The organism is Paenibacillus sp. FSL F4-0243 (assembly GCF_037963295.1).
In the GTDB taxonomy this organism is placed as follows: Bacteria; Bacillota; Bacilli; order Paenibacillales; family Paenibacillaceae; genus Paenibacillus_AQ.
On the sequence record NZ_CP150151.1, the window covers coordinates 3,197,187 to 3,219,777 of the forward strand.

General features: G+C 39.6%; 17 protein-coding genes, 2 pseudogenes and 1 riboswitch. All 19 genes and pseudogenes read left to right on the forward strand.

Annotation, left to right across the window (positions count from 1 at the left end):
• Positions 1-98: 98 nt before the first annotated feature.
• Positions 99-1,214: a phosphodiester glycosidase family protein gene (locus NSS87_RS14275; RefSeq protein WP_149644427.1), complete on the forward strand. Its 1,116-nt coding sequence runs from the start codon at positions 99-101 to the stop codon at positions 1,212-1,214.
• A 122-nt stretch (positions 1,215-1,336) separates the two neighbouring features.
• A complete protein-coding gene (locus tag NSS87_RS14280) occupies positions 1,337-2,269 on the forward strand; it encodes a LysR family transcriptional regulator (RefSeq protein WP_339247951.1) in 933 nt (310 codons plus the stop codon).
• Positions 2,270-2,285: 16 nt separating this feature from the next.
• The gene (locus tag NSS87_RS14285) at positions 2,286-3,395 is read left to right on the forward strand and encodes a 5-methyltetrahydropteroyltriglutamate--homocysteine S-methyltransferase (RefSeq protein WP_339247953.1); all 1,110 of its coding nucleotides are present in this window, start codon (positions 2,286-2,288) and stop codon (positions 3,393-3,395) included.
• 168 nt (positions 3,396-3,563) lie between these two features.
• Entirely contained in the window at positions 3,564-4,283 is a 720-nt protein-coding gene (locus NSS87_RS14290) for a YebC/PmpR family DNA-binding transcriptional regulator (protein ID WP_042187963.1), read from the forward strand.
• A 7-nt stretch (positions 4,284-4,290) separates the two neighbouring features.
• A riboswitch (Fluoride riboswitch) is annotated at positions 4,291-4,351 on the forward strand.
• A 68-nt stretch (positions 4,352-4,419) separates the two neighbouring features.
• A complete protein-coding gene (locus tag NSS87_RS14295; RefSeq protein WP_339247956.1) occupies positions 4,420-5,730 on the forward strand; it encodes a voltage-gated chloride channel family protein in 1,311 nt (436 codons plus the stop codon).
• A gap of 444 nt (positions 5,731-6,174) precedes the next feature.
• A complete protein-coding gene (locus NSS87_RS14300; RefSeq protein ID WP_339247958.1) occupies positions 6,175-7,731 on the forward strand; it encodes an ABC-F family ATP-binding cassette domain-containing protein in 1,557 nt (518 codons plus the stop codon).
• Positions 7,731-8,294, forward strand: a pseudogene (locus tag NSS87_RS14305) (MFS transporter); the annotation flags it as partial. The gene NSS87_RS14300 and the pseudogene NSS87_RS14305, both read left to right, overlap by 1 nt.
• A 1,512-nt stretch (positions 8,295-9,806) precedes the next feature.
• Positions 9,807-10,946: a hypothetical protein gene (locus NSS87_RS14310; protein ID WP_339247961.1), complete on the forward strand. Its 1,140-nt coding sequence runs from the start codon at positions 9,807-9,809 to the stop codon at positions 10,944-10,946.
• A gap of 56 nt (positions 10,947-11,002) precedes the next feature.
• Complete coding sequence (locus NSS87_RS14315; protein WP_339247963.1) at positions 11,003-11,386, forward strand: hypothetical protein; 384 nt, start codon at positions 11,003-11,005, stop codon at positions 11,384-11,386.
• A gap of 1,029 nt (positions 11,387-12,415) precedes the next feature.
• A complete protein-coding gene (locus tag NSS87_RS14320) occupies positions 12,416-13,702 on the forward strand; it encodes an amidase (protein WP_339247964.1) in 1,287 nt (428 codons plus the stop codon).
• 148 nt (positions 13,703-13,850) lie between these two features.
• Complete coding sequence (locus NSS87_RS14325; RefSeq protein ID WP_339247967.1) at positions 13,851-14,441, forward strand: sigma-70 family RNA polymerase sigma factor; 591 nt, start codon at positions 13,851-13,853, stop codon at positions 14,439-14,441.
• Positions 14,419-16,044: a DUF4179 domain-containing protein gene (locus NSS87_RS14330; protein ID WP_339247969.1), complete on the forward strand. Its 1,626-nt coding sequence runs from the start codon at positions 14,419-14,421 to the stop codon at positions 16,042-16,044. Before NSS87_RS14325 ends, NSS87_RS14330 begins: the two co-directional genes overlap by 23 nt.
• An 89-nt stretch (positions 16,045-16,133) precedes the next feature.
• Complete coding sequence (locus NSS87_RS14335; RefSeq protein WP_042187971.1) at positions 16,134-16,361, forward strand: hypothetical protein; 228 nt, start codon at positions 16,134-16,136, stop codon at positions 16,359-16,361.
• A gap of 437 nt (positions 16,362-16,798) precedes the next feature.
• Positions 16,799-18,292, forward strand: coding sequence for an SMI1/KNR4 family protein (locus tag NSS87_RS14340; protein ID WP_339247973.1), 1,494 nt, complete (start codon positions 16,799-16,801; stop codon positions 18,290-18,292).
• A 112-nt stretch (positions 18,293-18,404) separates the two neighbouring features.
• Complete coding sequence (locus NSS87_RS14345) at positions 18,405-19,856, forward strand: serine hydrolase domain-containing protein (protein WP_339247975.1); 1,452 nt, start codon at positions 18,405-18,407, stop codon at positions 19,854-19,856.
• A gap of 576 nt (positions 19,857-20,432) precedes the next feature.
• On the forward strand, positions 20,433-20,912 hold the full coding sequence (locus NSS87_RS14350) for a DUF4265 domain-containing protein (protein WP_339247977.1): 480 nt from the start codon (positions 20,433-20,435) through the stop codon (positions 20,910-20,912).
• 137 nt (positions 20,913-21,049) lie between these two features.
• Positions 21,050-21,631, forward strand: a complete 582-nt coding sequence (locus NSS87_RS14355) for a hypothetical protein (RefSeq protein ID WP_339247979.1) — start codon at positions 21,050-21,052, stop codon at positions 21,629-21,631.
• Positions 21,632-21,758: 127 nt separating this feature from the next.
• Complete coding sequence (locus NSS87_RS14360) at positions 21,759-22,370, forward strand: suppressor of fused domain protein (RefSeq protein ID WP_339247982.1); 612 nt, start codon at positions 21,759-21,761, stop codon at positions 22,368-22,370.
• Between the two features lie 54 nt (positions 22,371-22,424).
• Positions 22,425-22,517 (forward strand): annotated as a pseudogene (locus NSS87_RS14365) (SDR family NAD(P)-dependent oxidoreductase); the annotation flags it as partial.
• Between the last annotated feature and the right edge of the window lie 74 nt (positions 22,518-22,591).

Below are 22,591 nucleotides of genomic sequence, written 5' to 3' on the forward strand. Positions count from 1 at the left end.
AGTAATTCCCTTAACAGAAACTTTTCATAAAATTTATCGTCTATGATAAAGTTAGACATTTATTTTCAAATTCCGTAATAGTCAGGGAGGAAAAAGAAGTGAGCACTTCATCATTACCTCAACGTTCCACCGTACGTAAAAAGAAGCCAACAAAAAAACGTAAGAAACGGAGTTTTTTCCGAACACTATCCAAAGTGTTTTTATTCTGCTTAATTTTGTTGATTGCTGGAGGCGGTTGGTTTTACTTTGCACCTTCGGCTAAAAATCTGCGCTATTCAATCGCTGATACACTGATTACAACACAGCACCGCTACATGGCTAAATATATTATTGGTGAGGACGGATTAAAGAACAGAGTGACTGAATATAGTGCCCAATTTGAAGAGATGGGGGTCGAAAAGGATACACATACCATCACTCCTGAACCTGAAGTAAAAGAGAAACCACTGGTCGAGATAGAAAACGTCTCAGGTACTGGATATTCAGGATATGTCATGATCGTTAATGATCCTACTAAAGTCCGTTTGGGAATTCCGGATAAAATAGGGTCAGGTGAGAAAGTGACTAGTATGGTGAAGCGCACAGGTGCTATCGCTGGAGTTAACGGTGGTGGATTCGCTGACCCCAACTGGAAAGGTAACGGATTTAAACCTATCGGTATTGTGATCTCACAAGGTAAGTTATATTACAACGGTCTCGGTGGCAAGAAATCCACGCAAATCGTAGGTCTTGATAAACAAGGGAAGATGGTTGCTGGAAATTATTCTTTAGACGAGATTAGTAAAATGGGTGTTCAGGAGGCAGTGACTTTTAGCCCTCGTTTAATCGTCAATGGAAAAGGATTGATTAAGAACGCGGCTGAAGGTTGGGGAATTGCACCAAGAACAGCGATGGGCCAGCGAGCTGACGGAGCGATTATATTTGTTGTTATTGATGGAAGACAACCTACTTATAGTATTGGTGCAAATCTATACGATGTGCAGCAAATCCTTCTTAAGCATGGAGCAGTGATTGCTGCCAATTTGGATGGGGGTTCTTCTACCGTACTGGTAAAAGACAACGAGATTATGAACAAGCCATCTTCTCAATATGGGGAACGATATTTACCTACGGCTTTTCTTGTGTTTGAGCACCCTGAGCAAGTCGATATGCCGAATATTTGGAAGGGACTTGACCCCTCCAAAATTGATGCTGCTAAGAAGCGTACACGCTAAAGCACTCTTAATACGTAAATAAGATAAGGATTATCTTGGATTGCCATATGAAAATATGCTACGATATCACCTAGCATGAAACAGAATACAGAACTAACAGGTCTGGAACAGGGGGAATAGGAGTGACGTTGCAACAACTCCGCTACGCTATCGAAATTGCAAATAGTGGCTCCATGAATGAGGCGGCAAAGAAGCTCTTTGTTTCTCAACCGAGCCTGTCCAATGCCATTAAAGAGTTAGAAAGTGAACTGGGGATTACGATTTTTGAGCGGACCAACCGTGGAATCAGTATTTCCGTTGAGGGAATGGAATTCCTGGGTTATGCCCGCCAAATTATTGAACAGACAGAGCTTATGGAGAATCGTTATACGGGGAAAAAGCGTAGTCCGATCTATTTTTCCATCTCTACGCAGCACTACGCCTTTGTGGTTGACGCCTTTGTAAATCTCATGAAGCACAATGACGTCTCAGAATACAACTTTAGCTTGAGAGAGACGCAAACCTACGAGATTATCGAAGATGTACGTACCTTGCGTAGTGATTTAGGAATTCTTTATATTAACGAGAGTAACTATAAGCATATGAATAAACTGTTTAGTGATGGCAATCTGAAATTCACACCACTTTTTAATACCGATCCGCATCTTTATGTTCGAACCGGACACCCGCTGGCTCATAAGGAAGTTATTACTCAGGATGATATTGTGCCATTCCCTTATATCACTTTTGAACAGGGGGAGAACAATTCACTGCATTTCTCAGAGGAAATGTTAAGTTTTTCACAAATTGAGAAGAATATTAAGGTGAATGACCGAGCGACACTGACCAATTTATTAATGGGTACGGATTGCTATACGGTAGGCACAGGAATTCTGGCGTCTGATCTAAATGGTGATGGACTGAAGACGATTCCTTTTGAGAGCAATGAAGTATTTACGGTTGGCTGGATAGCGCATAAAGATCGCAGACCGAGTGTAATGGCATCTAAGTATATCGAGATTTTGAATGACCTGGTTTCAGGAAGTTATTTTGATCTAAATCATTTTTTACTATAGCAGTAGGAGGATCGGTATGATTAGACCCGTAATTGGCACCCAGAGAAATGCTCCACCCTTTCGCTACGATATCGTTGGCAGCTTCTTACGAACGGATGAGATAAAAACAGCCCGCCTCCAATATGACAATGGTGAAATCACGGGCAGTCAGCTTCATGAAATTGAGAATATTGAAATCGCCAAACTACTGGAACTGCAAAAAGAAGTGGGTTTATTGGCGGTCACAGACGGGGAATTTCGCCGTTCCTGGTGGCATCTCGATTTCTTTGTAGGGATTAAAGGAACTGAGAAGATTAACTTAAATCAAGGAAGAGCGGAAGCGGTTCAGCGCGCGGAATCTTTTCGAATCGTGGACCGGATTGCCTTTGAAGATCATCCAATGATCGACCAATTTATCGCTTTGAAACAAATGGCCGGAGACCGAATTCCGAAAATGACGATCCCTTCACCCGCTTTATTTCACTTTGTGGAGGACTTTAACGGGAATGAAGTTTACCCGGATCAAGAAACCCTATTCCAAGATATTATTGCTGTTTACCGAACTGCAATCCAAGCGTTCTATGATGCAGGCTGCCGTTACCTCCAGTTAGACGATACAACTTGGGGAACGCTGTGTAGTGGTAGACATCGGGCGCATTTACGAAGCAGAGGTACAGATCCAGATCAGTTGGCTAAGGATTATGTTAGGCTGATTAACGAGAGCATTGCCAATCGTCCAGGTGATATGACGATCGCGCTTCACGTATGCCGAGGTAATTTCCGTTCCACATGGTTCGCAGCTGGTGGTTATGAGCCTGTGGCCGAAGAACTTTTTTCGAATACTAAAGTGGATGCTTTTTTCTTGGAGTATGATAATGAGCGGGCGGGCGATTTTGAGCCCTTACGATTTATTAAAGATCAATTTGTGGTATTGGGACTAGTAACTACGAAACATGGTGGTCTTGAGAGCAAAGAGCAGCTCAAAGCGCGTATTGAAGAAGCGGCACAATATGTAGATATTGAGAAGCTTTGCTTAAGTCCTCAATGTGGGTTTGCTTCCACCGAGGAAGGAAATATCCTAACCGAAGAAGAGCAGTGGGATAAAATACGCCTCGTAATTGAAACAGCCCAAGAGGTTTGGGTATAAACAAAATAAGTTTTTAGAAGGCTCCTGTTTGATTTAGGGGCCTTTTTTATGCGTGTATTGTAACAGCTTAGAGGATTAACCTACCAGCGCACTTTACTAGAGCTATTAATCAAGGGTATAATAAGTAACAATTGTTTTTAATTCATGTTGAAAGAGAGCGGGAACAATATGGGTCGTAAGTGGAATAATATTAAGGAAAAGAAAGCCTCCAAAGACGCCAACACAAGTCGCGTCTATGCAAAGTTTGGTGTTGAGATTTATGTAGCAGCCAAGAAAGGTGAACCCGATCCAGAAGCAAACCGGGCCTTGAAGGTTGTATTAGAACGTGCAAAAACTTACAATGTACCAAAAGCCATTATTGACCGCGCAATGGATAAAGCCAAAGGTAGCGGTGATGAGAATTATGAAGAGCTTCGTTACGAAGGATTTGGACCTAACGGTTCGATGATCATCGTCGATGCACTTACGAATAACGTTAACCGTACAGCGCCTTTGATCCGTTCTACATTCAGTAAGAATGGCGGGAATATGGGTGTAAGCGGATCTGTAGCCTACATGTTTGACTCAACGGCTGTTATCGGTGTAGAAGGTAAAACTGCCGATGAAGTGATTGAGATGATGTTCGATGCAGAACTTGATGTACGTGATGTTCTAGAAGAGGATGAAGCGGTTATCGTGTACGCTGAACCTGATCAGTTCCATGCTGTACAAGAAGTGTTCAGGAATGCAGGAATCACTGAGTTTACGGTTGCTGAGCTGAACATGCTTCCACAGAACTATGTAACACTTCCTGAAGATGCACAAGCTCAATTCGAAAAATTGATTGATGCCTTAGAAGATTTAGAAGATGTTCAACAAGTGTATCATAACGTAGATTCTGAGGACTAAGAATAACATATAACAAGGCGATGGAGTTCGCCACAACCGTCTCTTAGACTAATGACTCCTACCAGAGTAAGCTTCACTGGTAGGAGTCTGTTTTGTTGCCAGAGACTAATTTATACTGACTTTGGGAGTTGCTGTTATGAATCAATGGTCTGAACGATGGCATGAATTCGCGAAGAAAAGAAGTCATTTTGCACTTTGGAGTACATTTATCAAATGGATTGTACTCGGAAGTGTGGTTGGACTCTTATCGGGAACTGCCTCGGCTTTCTTTCTGAAAAGCTTAGACTATGTAACAGATGTACGTTTAGAGCATCCATGGCTACTTTATTTGCTGCCTCTTGGGGGAGTATTTGTTAGTTTCTTATATATGCGTTACGGAAAAAACAGCGCTAAAGGAAATAACCTTATTATAGAACAAATTCAGGATGGTACAGAGACCATTCCATTACGCATGGCACCCTTAGTATTGTTAGGAACACTGGTCACTCACTTGTTTGGTGGATCTGCCGGACGGGAGGGAACAGCTGTACAAATGGGAGGAAGCCTCGCGGAGTGGTTTGGGAAATTAATCAAAATCAGCCCGTTAGATCGCAAAATACTGTTAATGTGCGGGATTAGCGGGGGCTTCGGTTCTATTTTCGGAACACCGCTGGCTGGAACCTTATTTGGTCTAGAGGTAGTAACCATTGGACTTATTAGCCAACAGGCATTACTTCCATGTTTTGTGGCTAGCTTTGTTGGTGATCTGGTCACCACTCGATTGTGGGGCGTTCATCATACTCACTATGTCGTGAATGAATTTCCAACCTTAAGTTTAATGATTATTCTAAAAGTGGTATTGGCCTCTGTAATTTTTGGTCTCGTGAGTATGCTTTTCAGTGAACTGACTCATTTACTAAAAAGAATCTTCACCGCCATGATAAGCAATCCTATGATAAAAGGTGCAGTGGGTGGTTTGATTATCATAGCGTTAGTATTCCTTGTAGGGTCCCGTGATTACTTAGGCCTCGGAATTCCATTAATCAAGGATTCTTTTGAGGGAGATGTCTCTCCTTTCGCTTTTTTATGGAAGCTGATCTTTACCGCCTTTACATTAGGAACAGGATTTCAGGGTGGTGAGGTTACTCCGCTATTTGCGATTGGAGCCACATTAGGTAATGCTTTGGCTGGAATTTTACATGTATATGGACCGTTTCTGGCAGCTCTCGGATTCATTGCTGTCTTCTGTGGAGCTACCAGTACGCCTATCGCTTGCTTTTTAATGGGGATTGAGCTGTTCGGGTCAGAGGGGGCTGTATACATGTTCATCGCTTGTGTAGTGAGTTATTTATTCTCCGGACATAGTAGTATTTATACTTCACAGCTTATTGGTGTATCGAAGAGCCAGTTCATTTCAATTCCTCAAGGGACTAGAATAAGTAATGTTAAACGACCTCGCAAAAAATAACAACATTTCCCGTTCTAAGTTGACAAGTAACGGCATGCGTTTTAAACTGTTACCAAACGAAGGGATGGTTTAACATGATTCATGTAGAAACTGTAAAGTTATATACCAGAGGCTGCTCCGAACAATCGGATACAAACGATGAAACGTTGTCCGGAGCTTAATCGAAAAGCGAATCGCTTTTTATATCATCGAAAGATAGCTAGGTCATTTTAGTGTGATTATTCATGCTTATTTGATTGCGCCATCTTCCGATGTTAATGATTAAGAGGCTGTAGACAATTTTCGTCTACAGCCTTTTGTGTTATATTGCTCAGTTTCTACACTGACATTTATATGTTTGTGCCGTTCATTCGTGTACTGACAAGCAGAAGGCTTGCACCTAAGGGTGCAGTGTCTTCTGCTTTTTTTGCGTTCTTAATTAATTTTAGAAAAGAGGAATAGGAAATGAGTTTACTTGAGGTTTCTAATTTATCACATGCTTTTGGCGATAAGGTTCTGTACAAGAATGTTTCTATGGAATTGTACAAGGGTGAGCATGTCGGTGTGGTTGGCCAGAATGGAACGGGGAAAAGTACGTTTATTAGCATTTTGACAGGCGAAGTGATCCCGGATGAAGGAATGATAAAGTGGCAGTCCAATATTACAATCGGTTATCTCGATCAATATGCTGTCATGGATGGAAACCGTACGGTTCATAATTATTTAAGACAGGCTTTCTCAGAATTATATGAACTAGAACGAAAAATAAATGAGCTCTATGAAGAGTGCGCTGTAACTGGCAACGAAACGTTATTACAAAAGGCAGCAGACTACCAGGAACGATTAGAAGCGCTAGACTATTATTCAATGGAGAGCAACATCAGTAAGATGGTTACCGGTCTAGGGATCAACGCGATTGGAATCGACCGTCCCATCGAGCAGTTAAGCGGGGGGCAACGGACGAAAGTCATTCTGGCCAAGCTTTTACTTGAACAACCTGATGTGTTATTACTCGATGAACCAACCAATTATCTGGATAAGGAACATGTTAACTGGCTCGCTGAGTATCTGATTGCATTCAATCAAGCGTTCATTGTAGTGTCTCACAACTATGCCTTTCTCGATAAAATATCCACTAGTATTTGCGATATTGAGGGCGAAACGATTAAAAAATACCACGGGAAATACTCGGATTTTGTGAAGCAGAAGGAACATTTACGAGAGAGTCATATCCGGCAATATCATGCACAGCAGAAAAAAATCGAAACCACTGAGCAATTCATTCGAAAAAACGGTGCAGGTGTTAATTCCAAAATTGCCCGTGGTCGCCAGAAACAGCTGGATAGAATGGAACGAATCGCTGCTCCGACATTTGTCTCCAAAGCGTCTATTCGCTTTAAGGAGCTTCCGTGCATGTCACAAGTAGTCCTTAAAGTGGATCACTTAGTCGTAGGTTACGATAAGCCTTTGTTGCCTAAATTGAAGTTCTCCATTCGCGGTGGACAAAAGCTCGTGATTACGGGCTTCAACGGAATCGGGAAATCAACTTTACTAAAGACGTTGGTTGGAGAGATCCAAGGGATTACCGGCAGGTTTCAGTTCGCAGAACAAGTTAAAGTGGGTTATTTCGAGCAAGATTTAACTTGGGAAGACGATACAATGACGCCTATTCAGGTGATTTCAGCTTATGATCCCAAACTGACTGTAAAGGAAATACGTCGCTATCTAGCGCAGTGTGTTGTTAAAGATAACCTTGTAACACAGTCAATACGTACACTCAGCGGCGGGGAACAATCTAAAGTTAAGCTGTGCCTATTACTGCTTTCAGAATACAACTTCCTAATCATGGATGAGCCGACCAATCACTTAGATGCTGAAACAAAAGATGCTTTACAGAAAGCTCTAATCCAATTTGGTGGAACTGTGATTCTTGTTTCTCATGAAGAACAATTTTATAAGGGATGGGTTGATCGTGTGCTCAACATAGGAGATGAAACCAGCAATAAAGGAGTTAAGTACTAATGCAAACCAATAATGATCATTGGAAAAGAAAAACAACCCTATTTCTAACGGCTCAAACCATATCTTTATTTGGATCTTCGCTTGTTCAATATGCGATTATTTGGTATATCACTCTAACAACTACCTCAGGGGTGATGATGACGATATCAACCGTCTGTGGATTTCTCCCGCAGATGGCCATCTCGCTGTTTGCTGGGGTATGGATCGACCGTTATAATCGTAAAAAAATGATCATGCTAGCAGATGGTATGATTGCGATTGCTACACTTATTCTCGCTGTGATGTTTTTGTTGGGTTATAACAATATTTGGTTGCTATATTTAATTTTGCTGATCCGAGCAGCAGGTACGGGCATACAGGTTCCTGCTGTGAACGCACTTATAACTCAAATTGTTCCAAAAGATCAGCTTATGAAGGTAAACGGAGTAAACAGCAGTATTTCATCCTTGATGATGTTTCTGGCTCCAGCTGCAGGTGGCGTGATCCTGTCGATTAGTACCATTGAAACTGCCTTTTTTATCGATGTGATGACTGCAATTATTGGGATCGGTATGATGTGGGTTCCTTGGTTATGAGATTGAAATAGCGCGAAGCGACGCATCCATTCCTACAAAGAGAGGCTTAGTAAAATAACTCAATGGGAATGTACTGCGAATGCCTCACGATAGAGTAAGAGATTTTCTTCTCAACAACGGGTACATGTTAATTGGAATTGATGGCCGTTGGAAAGCTAGACATAACAAACCCCTGATTAACTTGGATGAACTCGGAAATATAAGAAAATATAATGCAACTGTCTGAGACTTCTATAACTACTATCAACTTGCCAATAAATAGAGGACCTCGACAAGTAAGATTCGCCAATAGTAGGATCAATGGCTCTCTTGCAGTTACCTATAAGAAAAACAAAGGAGAATTAGTCATCAAGAAGCTTTTCAACGGATCTTTTCAAAGATAGGAAAAGACATTCTCCGACGTGAACGTAGATCTGGTACCGAATAAGCTTGTCTATACTGGAAGAGGTAGTATTATGGCGAGTTTAGCTGCAGATACTTGCCAGTGGTGTAGAGCATCCCGTGTTGAACTGGAAATGCACCATATACTTAAGTTAAAGGATCTGAAAGGTAAGGGACTTTGAGAAAAGGTAATGATCGTTAGAAAGCGTAAGACTCTTGCTTTATCTAGGAACTGAACTGCCACGTGAACTTGTACAAAGTAACACTTGGGCAATATGTAGGATGTTACCATCTGAAGAGTCGGATGAGGTGAAAGCTTCAAGTCCGGTTTCAAGGGGAGGCTAGAGAAACCTGTACATTAGTGTGTACAAGGCGCTTGGGGCTTACCCTACGAATAATCACGAAACATCATGAATGAGTACTTCAATAAAACCGTCGATTTGATCCACATCGATGCCGGTATTGAAGGAGTGTTTATTCCAGTGGATAAGACGGAGGAAGAACGGACTCCAGAAGAAGTCTTAGACAATTTGGAAAGTGGGTATTCAGGTCAAGTCGTTGTAGATCTTAAAAAAGCAGGAGAAGTCATTTATTAGCTATTAACTCGGTATACCCTATCGAAGCGAAGTATGCTCTTTCACCTTTTCATAATTGTGAGCTTAAGCCGTATCAACCGCAGTAAATGAATGCAAATGAAATGGTAGCTTTCAGATCTCAACTGTTCTTAACGAGTTGTATGAATCTAATAGTATTGTCGTTCATATTAATAATTTTAACGCTCGTTACGGCAGTTGCTGTCCAATCTATGAAGATGAGGTTTACCCGGTAAGGTAATAAAAACTTTGTATCCTGTAATATAACGATTGCAAGATTCAAGAAAAATAGCAAATTTTAGCTATATTTGTACACTCAACATTTTTAAAAAAAGGAGTAATCGAAAATCAAATTATCGAACATCTAATAATTATGAATCAAAATCATTTCCCTGGTTCACGAATTAAATCCTATAGATTACGCTTTATAGGTATTATTAACCATTTATGTTCGAAAGTCTCATTTTATTTTGATTATATGTTATATTGGTACTGCAGTTAAATAATTCCACATATGGAGGTAAAAATGAAGAAAATCATTGCAGGTTTATCTATTGTAAGTACGTCGTTATTATTCTCTTCTATTGTCAGTGCTGACACTCATAGCCCACGAGGTGGCAATGACAATGGTCGTATTCAGGCTTGGTACGATTCATCTATATCATCATATGGTTATACAAGTCATTTCGATCACGCTGTATCCACTTGGAATGGAAGAAATGCAAATGTCTCGATTTCCAAGACACTAAATAATTCTGGTCAGGTAGACAGGTATTATGTTGGAACTACAACGGAAATAGGTTTATATGGACGGAATCTTTGGTATAATGATCTAGGTATAAATGTAGATCCAGATTGGTTTTCCTATAGCCGCTCTGTTGTTTCGGTATATCATAATCAATTACAAAATCACAATAATGGTGTTAATTTTACGTCAACAAGAATTAGACATACTACTGCTCATGAACTGGGACATTCACTTGGGTTAGCACACACAACTGCAAGTGCTCAACTTAGTACATCGCTAATGACTGAAGGGAATAATCCATCTCTCAATAGAGACATCAACACTCCTTCAAGCTACGATCTCAGTGAGTTAAGATCCCTCTATGGAGGACCTGCATTAATGGCTTCCTTAAACACAGATACTTCTAATCAAAATGAGATTAATGTTGAAACGCAATATGAAAGCTATGCCACATTATCGGAATTATCAAATTATTCAGACCTTGTAGTTATTGCATCACCAACAGATGATTTTGAAAATAGAAAACATATAGCAACTTTTTACGATACAGGCGATTTACAAGATTATTACACTTTAAATAATCTTAGTATTAAAAAAGTATTAGCAGGAGATTCGTCAAACATAGTAGAAAATTTAGAAGTTATTGAATCAAATGGTTTAGTTGAATCTGGAGCACAACAAATAAAGATGATAAATGATGGATATAAAGAAACTCAAAAAGGATTAGAATATATATTATTTTTAAAGAAGGATTCACAAGGACAGTATCAAATAATAAATAGAAACGAAGGAACCTTTACTCTGGATGAGGTAAATTCTGCAACTACAAATAAACTGGGAACTTTTATAACACGAGATAATAATGTTAGGGATAATTTACTTAATGAAATTGCCAACGCATACTCAAATGAGTTATAAATTTATTATGGAGACTGAATGATCAGTCTCCATCTTTCTTCAGTAAGGAGGTAGTTATGAAAAAAATTAGCATCATTTCAATTTCACTGATAATTTTATTGATTTTAATATTTGTATTAATCAGACCAACGCAAGAGATCCTTAGCGTTAGCCTTGTATCGGAAACAACGGAAATCACTTACACTGACAGTGAAAGCATTCGAATCTTCGAAGATGCTATAAGAACTGTTAAAAAAGTACGCGGGGCTGTCGATGTGGGGCCACCATCCTATCGAATGACTGTTACTTACGCTGATTCTGAGGTTGTTGATTTTAGCCTTTATATAGATCTTAAAGCTAAAAATGGCTTTCTGATTAAAAATAGCAATAGCGAAAAGATGCTGAATTTAAAAGATAAGAATGCGGTAGAGCTAGCTGATCTTTTAAGTAAAGAAAAGTGAGAATAATATTTGAGACATTCTAAAAAGATCTTAAAGATTATAGTTTTAGAAACTCAATCTAAAAAATTAATTTTTATGTTGTAAATTGCAGTTTATTGATGAAAAACTGTAAATGTGGTAAATATATTATGTTATGATTAATCAAATTTTCTATTGTCGTTAGTGATACGACAGAGTTGGATTTGTACTGGGACACACCCAGTTCATAAACATAGGGCTTATTTTGTCATGGAGACGATAGACACCTGTTTGCTGTCTATCGTCTCCATGGCTTTTTTGTACCTATTGGAGGAGATAAAGTGGATATGGTTGATATTAGTCGAGCAGCTGAGTAAGTACTTGCTGTGTTGCATTCAGAAATGCTCCCGTTACATGAATATGATGAAGTTCATATCAATGTATCGGGTAGGGTAGATATTGACGCGACGGTGCTTGTAGCCTTCACGATTATCATACTCCCAAAGGAAAAATCAAGCTTGTCCATATGCGTGTCGATAGAGATTTAGAAGGTACGACTAATAGACAATTTTTTTGGCCGCAGACTGATGTATATCTTCTGTACTTAAGCGAAAAACTTGATCTTCCCTTAATTGTTATATGGGGTTAATTAAGTTTAGAAGAGAGAATTCGGAACCGTAAAATGTTTCCAGACTCTAGCTGCTGTTTCTGCACTTCGTATATGAAAAGAGACGTTTATGCGTATTGGGTTCGTCAATTCGATAATTGCAAGATCCTATTATTGACCGGTGAACGATCTTAAGAATCTAAGGAACGATCTAAGAAACCTGTTTTCATGCTTCATTCGGCACATGCGACGAACAAAAAGAATCGCACCGGTCCGCTAGCTGATAGTATCCAAGTGGAGACAATTCTTTTACTCGCTGGTATTACAGTGATTATGTGCGCCTTGTATGCAATGATTAAACTTCTTGCCTTAGCAAAGGACTACGATTAACATGAAGTTATTCCAAAAAAATACAATCATAGTCCAAGGGATCTTAGTTCGGTAAATTGTGGAGGGGGTTAGGTATGTATATCCATACATCTTCTTTAACACAGTTCCAAGGATTAGAGCCAATTGACTCATCACTCGAGCTATTCCTTAATCAGCATTTAGATCGTTATGATAAGTTGGAGCCTTACATCCATGCTTTTGTATCGGAAGAGAAAAGAACAGATAGAATCATGAGTGAAGTAGCGCTGCTAAGACAAACCTATCATGAGCTCCCAAAACCATCATTATACGGAGTTCCAGTAGGAGTTAAGGATCTAATTCATATAGACGGCTTGCCCACTCGTGCCGGTTCAAATCTTCCTCCACAGGAATTAACGCGTTCAGAAGGTAGTTTTATTAAAAAGCTGCGGCAAAAAGGAGTATGGTTCACAGGCAAAACGGTGACCGAAGAGTTCGCATATGCCGGGCATCTCCCAACTCGTAATCCTCATCATTTGGATCATACACCAGGCGGCTCTAGTGCAGGGTCTGCAGCGGCAGTTGCCACGGGTATGTGTCCATTTGCGATAGGCACACAAAGTTTGCGTTCTGTTATGGCACCTGCTTCTTTCTGTGGTGTTGTTGGATTTAAGCCAAGCTATGGACGTATCCCTTTGGATGGTGTTCAGTTGATGTCCCCTTCATTTGATACGATGGGATTTTTCACACAGGATATGGTTAGCATGGAGCGGATCTCTTCAGAACTCATCTCGGAATGGAGGCCTTTCGAATCTAACCGTAAACCAGTGCTTGGTATTCCAGAAGGGGTATTCATGACTTTATTGGAAGAGGACGCTAAACATACTTTTTGGAGCCAGATTAAGAAGTTGGAAGAGGCGGGCTTCATCATAAAAACGGTTAAGATGCCATGGGAAGATAGTTTCATCTATGGGGATGCAATGTTGAGATTAGTACAAGGGGAAATGGCTCAAGTGCATGCCGTACGATTTGAAAAATATAAAGATTACTATGGTTCGGCGATGCGTGCTGGTATTGAATCAGGTCAAACCATCAAAGAGGAAGAACTGGAGCGATATCGTAGAGGACAAATCAAATTGAGATATGATCTACTTTATGTTCAAAAGACAGAGGGGATTGATATTTGGGTCTCGCCCGCTCAAGCAGGAACTGCTCCATTGTGGGGAACACGGACAGGATGGGCTGGAATGACGGCCATTTGGTCATACGCAGGAGCGCCAACTGTGAGCATTCCTTCAGCCACTATTCATAACATGCCTTTAGGATTTCAATGTATTGGGGCTTACGGGCAGGATGAAGAGCTTATATATTGGAGTAGACTTGTATCACTAGCACTGGGGTGAGCCTATTTGGGCTACAGATGGGGCATGTTCGAGGTTAGATAACAGAGTGGGTCTTCAATACAATTGAAGATCTACTTTTTTTGTATGAAGTGAGAGTTTTTCTGTTAGGGATCGTCTATATAGTATCGTGCTTCAAGGAGGCTTAAAGGTGAAGGGACATGTACCGAAAGTTGAAAAAGAGGAAGAAAGGCAATGGATCCTAAACGTTCTGGATGGTCATAAGGAAGACTATTCGTATCTTGTGAATCGATATAAGAATAAAATCTATGGCCTTTTGAGAGGATTGGGGGCCGATCACCAAGACGCACAAGACATCACTCAGGAGACTTTTATAAAAGCTTATCGTAAGCTAGCCTCACATGATTTGGATAAAAACTTTGCGGCTTGGCTGTATACGATCGCGACTAATGTACTGAAGGATCTGTGGAAAAAAACTCGTCCTATAGCGAGCTTACCAGACGATCTTGCTGAACTATCTCTTTCAGATAATCCAGAAGAAGAATTCATTCGATCGGAGCATCGCACAGAGCTGCATCAGTTAATGCAGAAGCTACCGCCTAATTATCGTACGACTTTGCTGCTTCGTTATACCAATGATTTAAGCTATGAAGAAATGTGTACGCTCTTAGAGGTCCCTTTAAGTAAGATCCAAAATGACCTTTATCGTGCAAAACAACGATTGAAACATATCATGACACACCAGGAGGTGAAGAGCGATGAAGTGTTTAAGTCCATTTGAGATCGAGCAATACATCCTAAGTACACCCACCTCCCGACCATTTGAAGTTGTTGATCATATCGCTGCTTGTGCCCATTGCAATTTAATCTATCATACACTATTAGAAGAACAAGAGGAGTGGTCGCAAGCGTTGTTTGAAGAGAAGCTGCCAGATTCTTTTACTGCTCAAGTTATGGCTTCAATAGAATACGTAGAACTAGAGAAAGTAACGGTACCTGACAGGAAGCGAAAGAATCCGAAGATACTTAAGTCACTAAGAATAGCCATGGGAGCGGCTTTGTTACTTGTTGTTCTGAGTGCCGTGATTTTATATTCTGTGCCCACATTGGCAGAGACTTTACGTTCTCTTTTTGTAAAAGATAATGTGGACATTGGCCTTTTGCGAGCGCAAGAATTTGGATTGGTAGAACATCCTAATATTAAGGTGAAGGATAAAGGCTATACGATAAAAATAGATGAAGCTGTAGCGGATCCTACTCGTGTGATTGTCGCTCTACAGTTGTTCGGACCGGATGGAAAGCATGACAGACATCGCTTGGGTTTTGGTGAAGGAAATAAGATTGAAGTTAAAGATGATCAAGGAAAGATCGTAGGAGAATTATACGATATTGGATTTACCAATGATTTTTACTATATGATCGCTAATTTCTCGGAGCCACTGCAAACCGATCAAATTACAGTCGAAGGTCATATTACTGAGTTGGGAAGCAAGGACAGAAATATTCCTGCACTTCAAGGCGATTGGAACTTTAGTTTTTCGATGGATATGACAAAAGCGAATGAACAAACAACTTCAACTCCCCTAACGGGTAGCTACACTTCTCCGGATGGTTTAACAGTCACCTTGAAAAAATTAACTCATATGGTACAAGGTGTCCGTTTTGAATTTGATACGGATTTGAGTGATGAGGCGCTAAACCGTTCTCCAGGTGAATTATGGAAGCAGCAAGGGGTGAAGTTCCATTTTGAGGATAGCGCGGGTGAAGAGATTCACAGTGTTAATGCGAGGAAATTGCCGAGTAAGGATAGTGTAATGTCAAGATCTTCGACACCTGGTGATAAACCTGGACTTATGCATTGGAGCTATACGTTTAAATATTTGCCTCAGGATACGCCGTATACTTTTGTGCTCGATGGGTATTTCATTCTAGAAAAGGATGGTTCGATGGTACAGTTTGAGCCATCCAAGTTGAAGGAGCATCCGATCCCCTTTGCATTTGATGGAGATGAGCTGATGTTAAATGATTTTACTGTGGAATCACCGCCTGATACCAATGGATCAACGAAGGAAGGTTCATTACATTTTAGCGGAAGATTGAGAAATGAATTTATGAACAGTGAGTGGATATTTAAGGATCTTGAGGGTAAAGAGTATCCTCTCTCAGGACGAGGAGCTTATTCTACTGATGGGTCCGGATGGAAAGATGGTTATATCGTAATCGTTGAATCGCAGTCAAATAACAAAAAGAATTTTTTTGAGTTCCGTGCAATTGGCCTTACTACGATCCCTGATCAGCTTCAATTAATACGCACGATAGTCAACCGATTGTACACCAATGTAGATTGGTCCGTTCCTATCATGGAAGCTAGCAAAAAGCAGTAAAATCATTCATTTACCTTCCGGAATGTACAAGCAGATAGGAGCTCTGTCGCATCTCATATACTATCACAATCGAAAAGAGGTGGTAGTTTATGACTGCTGCAGAGAAGAGAAGAATTCAAAGAGCTTTGAATGCTTTGCGTAAGCAAAGAGTGGTTCTGAAAGAAAGCCTTAAAAGAATTGAAGCATTGCTTTGCAGATTGCCTATTGGCAGTCGTGAAAGATTTGAATTGTTAGCAGTAAGAGATTCAATCGTAGAAGCGCTCCGACTCAATGCTATTGCTATACGAAATTTAAAAGACGTTACTTGTGCTTGTTAATTCGTTGACCTTCTGATCCTTGTATCAACGATCAAAGTAAAGCTTTTTCCTGTCACATTAGGAGGATACTGTTTTTCTTTCTTATTGATCTGACGGGTAACGATAGCTCAATAAACACGATAAGGCAGCCGGTCAGTCAATGTGATCGGCTGCCTTTATTCAGCAAAAGGTCAGGATAGTTGAAGTTCAAACGCGGGAAAAAGTATCATAATAGAGTTTAGCCCCTAAGATGACTCTTAGTTTTTTTATATGACTTAATACAACAATATTTACAAATTCATGATACGATATTGCTAAATCAGGAAATAGATGCTCCATATGTAAGATAGAATTAATTATTGATGGAACTGTTGAAGATGGTTCATAACAAAATGATTGATGATCAACCAAGGACGTTTACTGAAACTATTATGATTCTGTAGAATGGGGGCCACTATATGTCATTAGTTAATGAAAAAGAAGAGTGTTTACTGATCGAGACATTAAAATCACATATACCAAATGTAGAGGAATTACTGAATCCAGCAGTTGAGGAATCAGAAATAAACCTTTTTGAGAGCATGATGAACTGCAAATTTCCAGAAGATTTTAGAAAGTTATACATGAATTCTAATGGAGAAGGAGAGCAGATTTTTGGTGTTATGGCTGGTCTTGGTTGGATGAACATTGAATCGATAGTAAGCAACTGGAAGTCCCTTTTGGAATCAGCATACGATATTATATCCAGCAAACCAGATATAATAAAAGATGGGAACTACAGAGAAGGCTGGATTCCTTTTGCCGAAGATGGTGGAGGCTCATATTTGGCAATTGATTTAGACCCCGGAGAAAAGGGCGTTTATGGGCAAATTATAACGATAGATCACAATTCTAGTTTTTCATATGTTATTGCGGAAAGTTTGGGACATTTCTTTGAATTTATTGATTCGAGCCTCAGAAATAGTAGTATTGGTATTCGTGAAGAAGATGATGTAATCATATTATCCCGTGAAAGTGGAAGTTTGTTGGATGATATTTTGGCTTTGACTAAAATGGATATCAAAGAGAACCGCCTTATCCCTGTAAGCGGATTTTGGGAAGAGTATTTTAAAGACGATGTTGAGAGTGGTTTTGTAACTTCAAAAACATTGAAAAAAAAGAGAATGGTATTTATTAGAGCTGATCAAGCTCAAAAATACGGAGCAATATCTTTGGATATTTTAACCCATATGGTTAATCTTAAAGAACTTATCATACATGCGGATGAAATTACTAATTTCGATGTACTTAAACGGTTGCCTTCTTTAGCAGAACTTGTGATAGGATCAGAAGCCTTTAAAGAGTCTGATTTGGAGTACTTAGTTTCTTTAGATGGGCTAAGGCAGCTAACATTAATAGGACTTCCATTAAAAGATATACATAAACTGAAAGATATAAAGAAATTAAAGAGTTTGAGATTATGTAGAATGAATTCAATTGATAGGGGATTATTAGGAACTATAAAAGATTTGAAGGAACTAAGTTTAGAAGAAATGGAGGTTGGCGACCTGCTTTATATTTCAAACCTTAGTAAGTTAATAAAACTAGAACTCAAACAAGTGACTATACCACATTTATCATTCTTAAAAGGTTTAAAGAATCTAACGTTTTTTGAGACGGATAGCTGTGCAATAGATGAATCACATATAGAGGTTATAAGAGAATTGAAGAAATTAAAGCAATTCACTTATCCGGTTGGAGATTTAACAATACTCAAAAATTGTATGAGTCTAAAACAGATTGGAGTAGATGCATCAAAGCTTAAAGGGTTGGAGGAAATTTCAGACTGTAATATAGTCGATATAACTATATTTCATGCAACATCGAAAGAGAACGCAAAGTCCGTAGTCGCGGAGTTTAATAAATACTTTAAACTTCAGTCATATGGATGGCAGGTAACATGGAAAGATTAATGAAACTTGCCTACACTGAGCTTTATCATAATAGGGAAATTTTTATAAAAGAAAGGAGACTAGCCATATTGGTTAGTCTCCGTTGTTTATATTTTTTCGAAATGGAGAGTTTATGAAAAAGACTATTGTTTTTGTATTATCAATACTTATATTATTCTCAGGATTCGCAACACAAAGTTATGCGTCGTTGTCAGATACGCAATCTGCGGCAATACAGGCGTTGCTGGATGATGCCCGTCGTATATCAGGTGTGCCGGGAATGTCGATCTCAATACTTGCTGATGATGAAGTGTTCTACTTTTCTTCCGGGTATGCAGACCGTGAAAGTGGGTTGTCTGCAAGTGAAAATACACTATATGAGTTGGCCTCGGTCAGTAAAGCTTTTACCGGCATGGGTATTCTGCTGTTGGAGGAGCAAGGGCTGCTGTCAATGACTGACACTGTCCAAAAATATTTACCTTGGTTTACGTTAAAATATCAAGGCAAACCTGTTGATATGCAAAGCCTTACACTCAATAACTTTCTTCACCATACTAGCGGCCTAACAAATAGTAGGCATTCTCAAAATATTCCACAAGGCAATACACCAGATTTGCTGCAAAAGACTGTGGAAATGCTGGTAGATGCTGAGTTGGCGTTCCCTCCCGGTGAACAGTATAGCTATGGAACCGTTAATTATGACGTATTGGGTTTGGTTATTGAGATTGTGTCGGGACAAAGCTATGAAGACTTTATGAGCGAACAGGTATTTCAGCCGTTAGGTCTTCACCAGACGTATGTTTATAAAGAAGATGCTCAAGCCACCGGACAGTTGGCACAGGGCTACCGTTCTTCCTTTTTTATGACAACTCCATATAACGCGCCGGATTATTCCGGGAATAAACCCGCAGGCTACATCATTTCTTGTACAAAAGATATGGCGCGTTGGATGGGCATACAGATGGGTATTGTGCAGGACATACCCGAAATATTCCATACGGTTATCGAAAAGTCACATCAGGGCGATATGTCTGTTCCGGCAGTCAACGAAATGTATTATGCAGCGGGCTGGTCGGTAAACGCCAACCAAACGATTATAGAACACCCAGGGGGCAATCCCAATTTCGGAACCGAAGTGGCCATACTGCCAAATGAACGAACAGCCGTCTGCTTGCTGACCAACGGCGCAAATATCAATAGAAGCATGGTACTAAAAGTTAAAGATATATTAGACGGCAATCTAACGCAGTCATATGAAATAAGCGGCACACAGCTTTTGGACATCATTTTATCGTCTATCACAATTATTCTTTGCCTATTGGCTGTTCTGTTCTTTATCTTAGGATTACGCAGAAGGAAAACGAATGAGCGGCAGCCAATTACAAAAAAGCGAATAATCGTAACAGCTATTTTGCTGATTGCTACGATTGCCCTATGTATAATGTGCTGTGCATTAGATTGGCCAACGATACTTATTTGGCAAACATATAGTATTCTTACAGCTTTGATTTCGTCGACATTATTAACAGCAAGCATTACATGGTTTGTATACACTCACCTATATAATGCCTCGCTCCGAAAATAAGTATTTTATTCGTTCGCTTTATTGGTAAAATGCGTATAGCGTATTTGGTTTGGTACAGCGGAAAGTAGAGTTACGAAATAGTGAGAAAGAATTGATTTAACGCCAGATTCACCTCAATATAACCATTTAAAGTTCAAGCAGAGATACCACTTGAACTTTTCTTTTGTTGAATTACTTGCACAATCCTTGGTGATTCTCAATCTACATACTGGCAGTAAAGCTCTATGTTACTATACATCGGATTTGTTGGGTCTCCGTTCATTACCGGAATCTCGTTATCCGAGTATATCCGGCGTCGAAGACTTGTCTACCGCTTCTAGCACTTGACGAGGCGTTTTAGTACCTGCTATGATTTCTTGAATATCTTTCCTAGATTTGAGAAAACAGGGCCAGCAACGCCCAAATTATTAACAAGGCACATGACATTGCCGCCTTGAAAGCATTTTGAAGTAACCCCTTTCAAAAAAGAGGAACCTCCTTTATTATCGACCCGTTGAATTACAAGCGATAGCGGATACATGAAGGATGTAATCTCAAATCTCATACATTAAAAAGACAGTTTTGAGGAGTATTCGTATGGAACATAAATTAACCTTAATTAATGTTTTTGCCGGCATAAATTCAGAGGAAGCAGTCTTTGAAGAGCTTCCTGCAGAATGCATAAGCGATAAAATATTCAAATTATGTGCATCTCCTGGGCTGGCTCTAGGGCTTGCGAAAGGAGATACAATAAAACTCCATCCCAATGGAGAGTTTGAATTAATAAAACATGGTGGAAATTTCTGCATTCAAATTTACAAAGAGGAGCTTATTAAAGAAAAGATAGAGACAGCTGAATCTATAGTCAAACGAGAGCTTTCCGGTTCTTTAGATGGATTTCATAATGGCTCGCTTGCCTTCACCGCGCCCATCAGGAATGGATTTCATGCCACCAATAAGGTTTTCAATATAATTAGAGATTTATTAGAATCGGAGTACTATTACTCTAATATTTACGAATATCCATATAACTTCGACGATGAAGAGTTAGTTAGCTGGGCTAGAGATCTGGATTAATCGCTTCAAAATATCAGTTCTCCGGCATCATACACTATCTCTGGGCCACATTTTTCAATATGATCTCCAATCCTGAGTCAAAAAAATAACTCGTAAACATAATATACCCAAAAGCTCAAGAGTTGCAGGAGGCAGATATGGTAGATGAAAGGCATCTTGTTTATTTCAAAGAACTCCTGGAAGGAAATGCTGAAATTTCTTTTAAGGCATACCTTTCAAATAATGAAGATTCTTTGCGCAAGCAATTTTCTCCGGCGAGATTTGCAAGACTGAAGTTCAAGTCAATTGATGAAATAATAAAGATTCTTGACGAAGAGAATATATCCTACAGCATTAATGATCATGCCGTAAGAAACGAAAAATATTTAGCAACCTTTCATCTGGATGCCTTGAATGAACAAGGTAGGCTTAAGGAAGGATTCAAAGACACCCTATTCAAAGGAACTGTTCACAACTTTAAAACCAAGGGGGAAGAAGCAGTCTTAACCCTCTATAAATACATCGAATACCCTAAAAAAATCAATAACAAAAAAAATATAGAAAAACTCCAAGACATCGAATGTTTCGCCGAATTGGAATTATCCTTAGGGGATGAAAGTCTTGGCTTATTTTTACTAAAGGCTCTAGCCTCTATTGAGCGTCAGCTTTCCGAAGTAGATGATATTGTCCTTAAAGCTCAGGAAGCAGTCATGAAGCACCATTCATCGAAAAGAGATTAATAACTTCTTAATTGGAGAGATCTGCCCTTTCAATTACTGAAATGGCATACCGCGAACGATGAAGGAGGACGATGATACCAGCCCAAATTCTAAACCAAAAAACCAATATTGAAAAAAGGTGATGGATGTGCAAATCAATAAAGAGTCATGCCGAGGGATCATTCTGGAATTCGACATTAGGAGAACAATTATTCTCAATTTATATATTAAAGAATGGTCTATGCCAGAATATAGAGCCATAATGACAAAACCGGAGATTGGCGTATATATTGAGTTATATTATTTTCCATCAATTGACGTTAATAATCCTGCAAGATTCGCAACAGTCGGCCTATCTAATTCCATTCGGAAAACTGGAAAACCTATTGAGAATGAATGGATGATAGCTTTAAAACCCGATTTGGGACAAGAAAACATTGATCGCATATTCTCATATTTCTGTGACATAATTGCCCATAATATTGAACATATCCAATCTTCGGAAGTACCACGAGTAATGACTGAGAGCGCACTCGCACCTGAAAATTGGACTACAAAAGCCCTCTTGATTGATGAACTAAGAGGAGAAAGTGAGGATTTAGAACAAATAAAAATAGGTGAAGAAATAATTAATGTCTTGTGGGTAGTACCAATTACCCCCAAAGAATCGCGTATAATTTTACAAGAAGGCATAGATGCTTTTGATGCTTACATAGATAATCATTACTATTCCATAATTGATCCCACTCGTCCTGATTAATAAGAGCAGTTCAATATCATTCGCACTAAACCAACCATATCCCCACAGGTGGGACCTTGGCTCGCGAACCACGTTGTGGAAATTCAAACCATGTCTACGGTGGTGCCAGAAAGTCCAAATGACACTGTGAAGCGCTTGCTCGGCTAGGGCATTATTTTCCTTGAACAGGGGTAATGGTTCAAGAGTATGACAGCGGAATTCTTGGATGAGAGTACAGGATT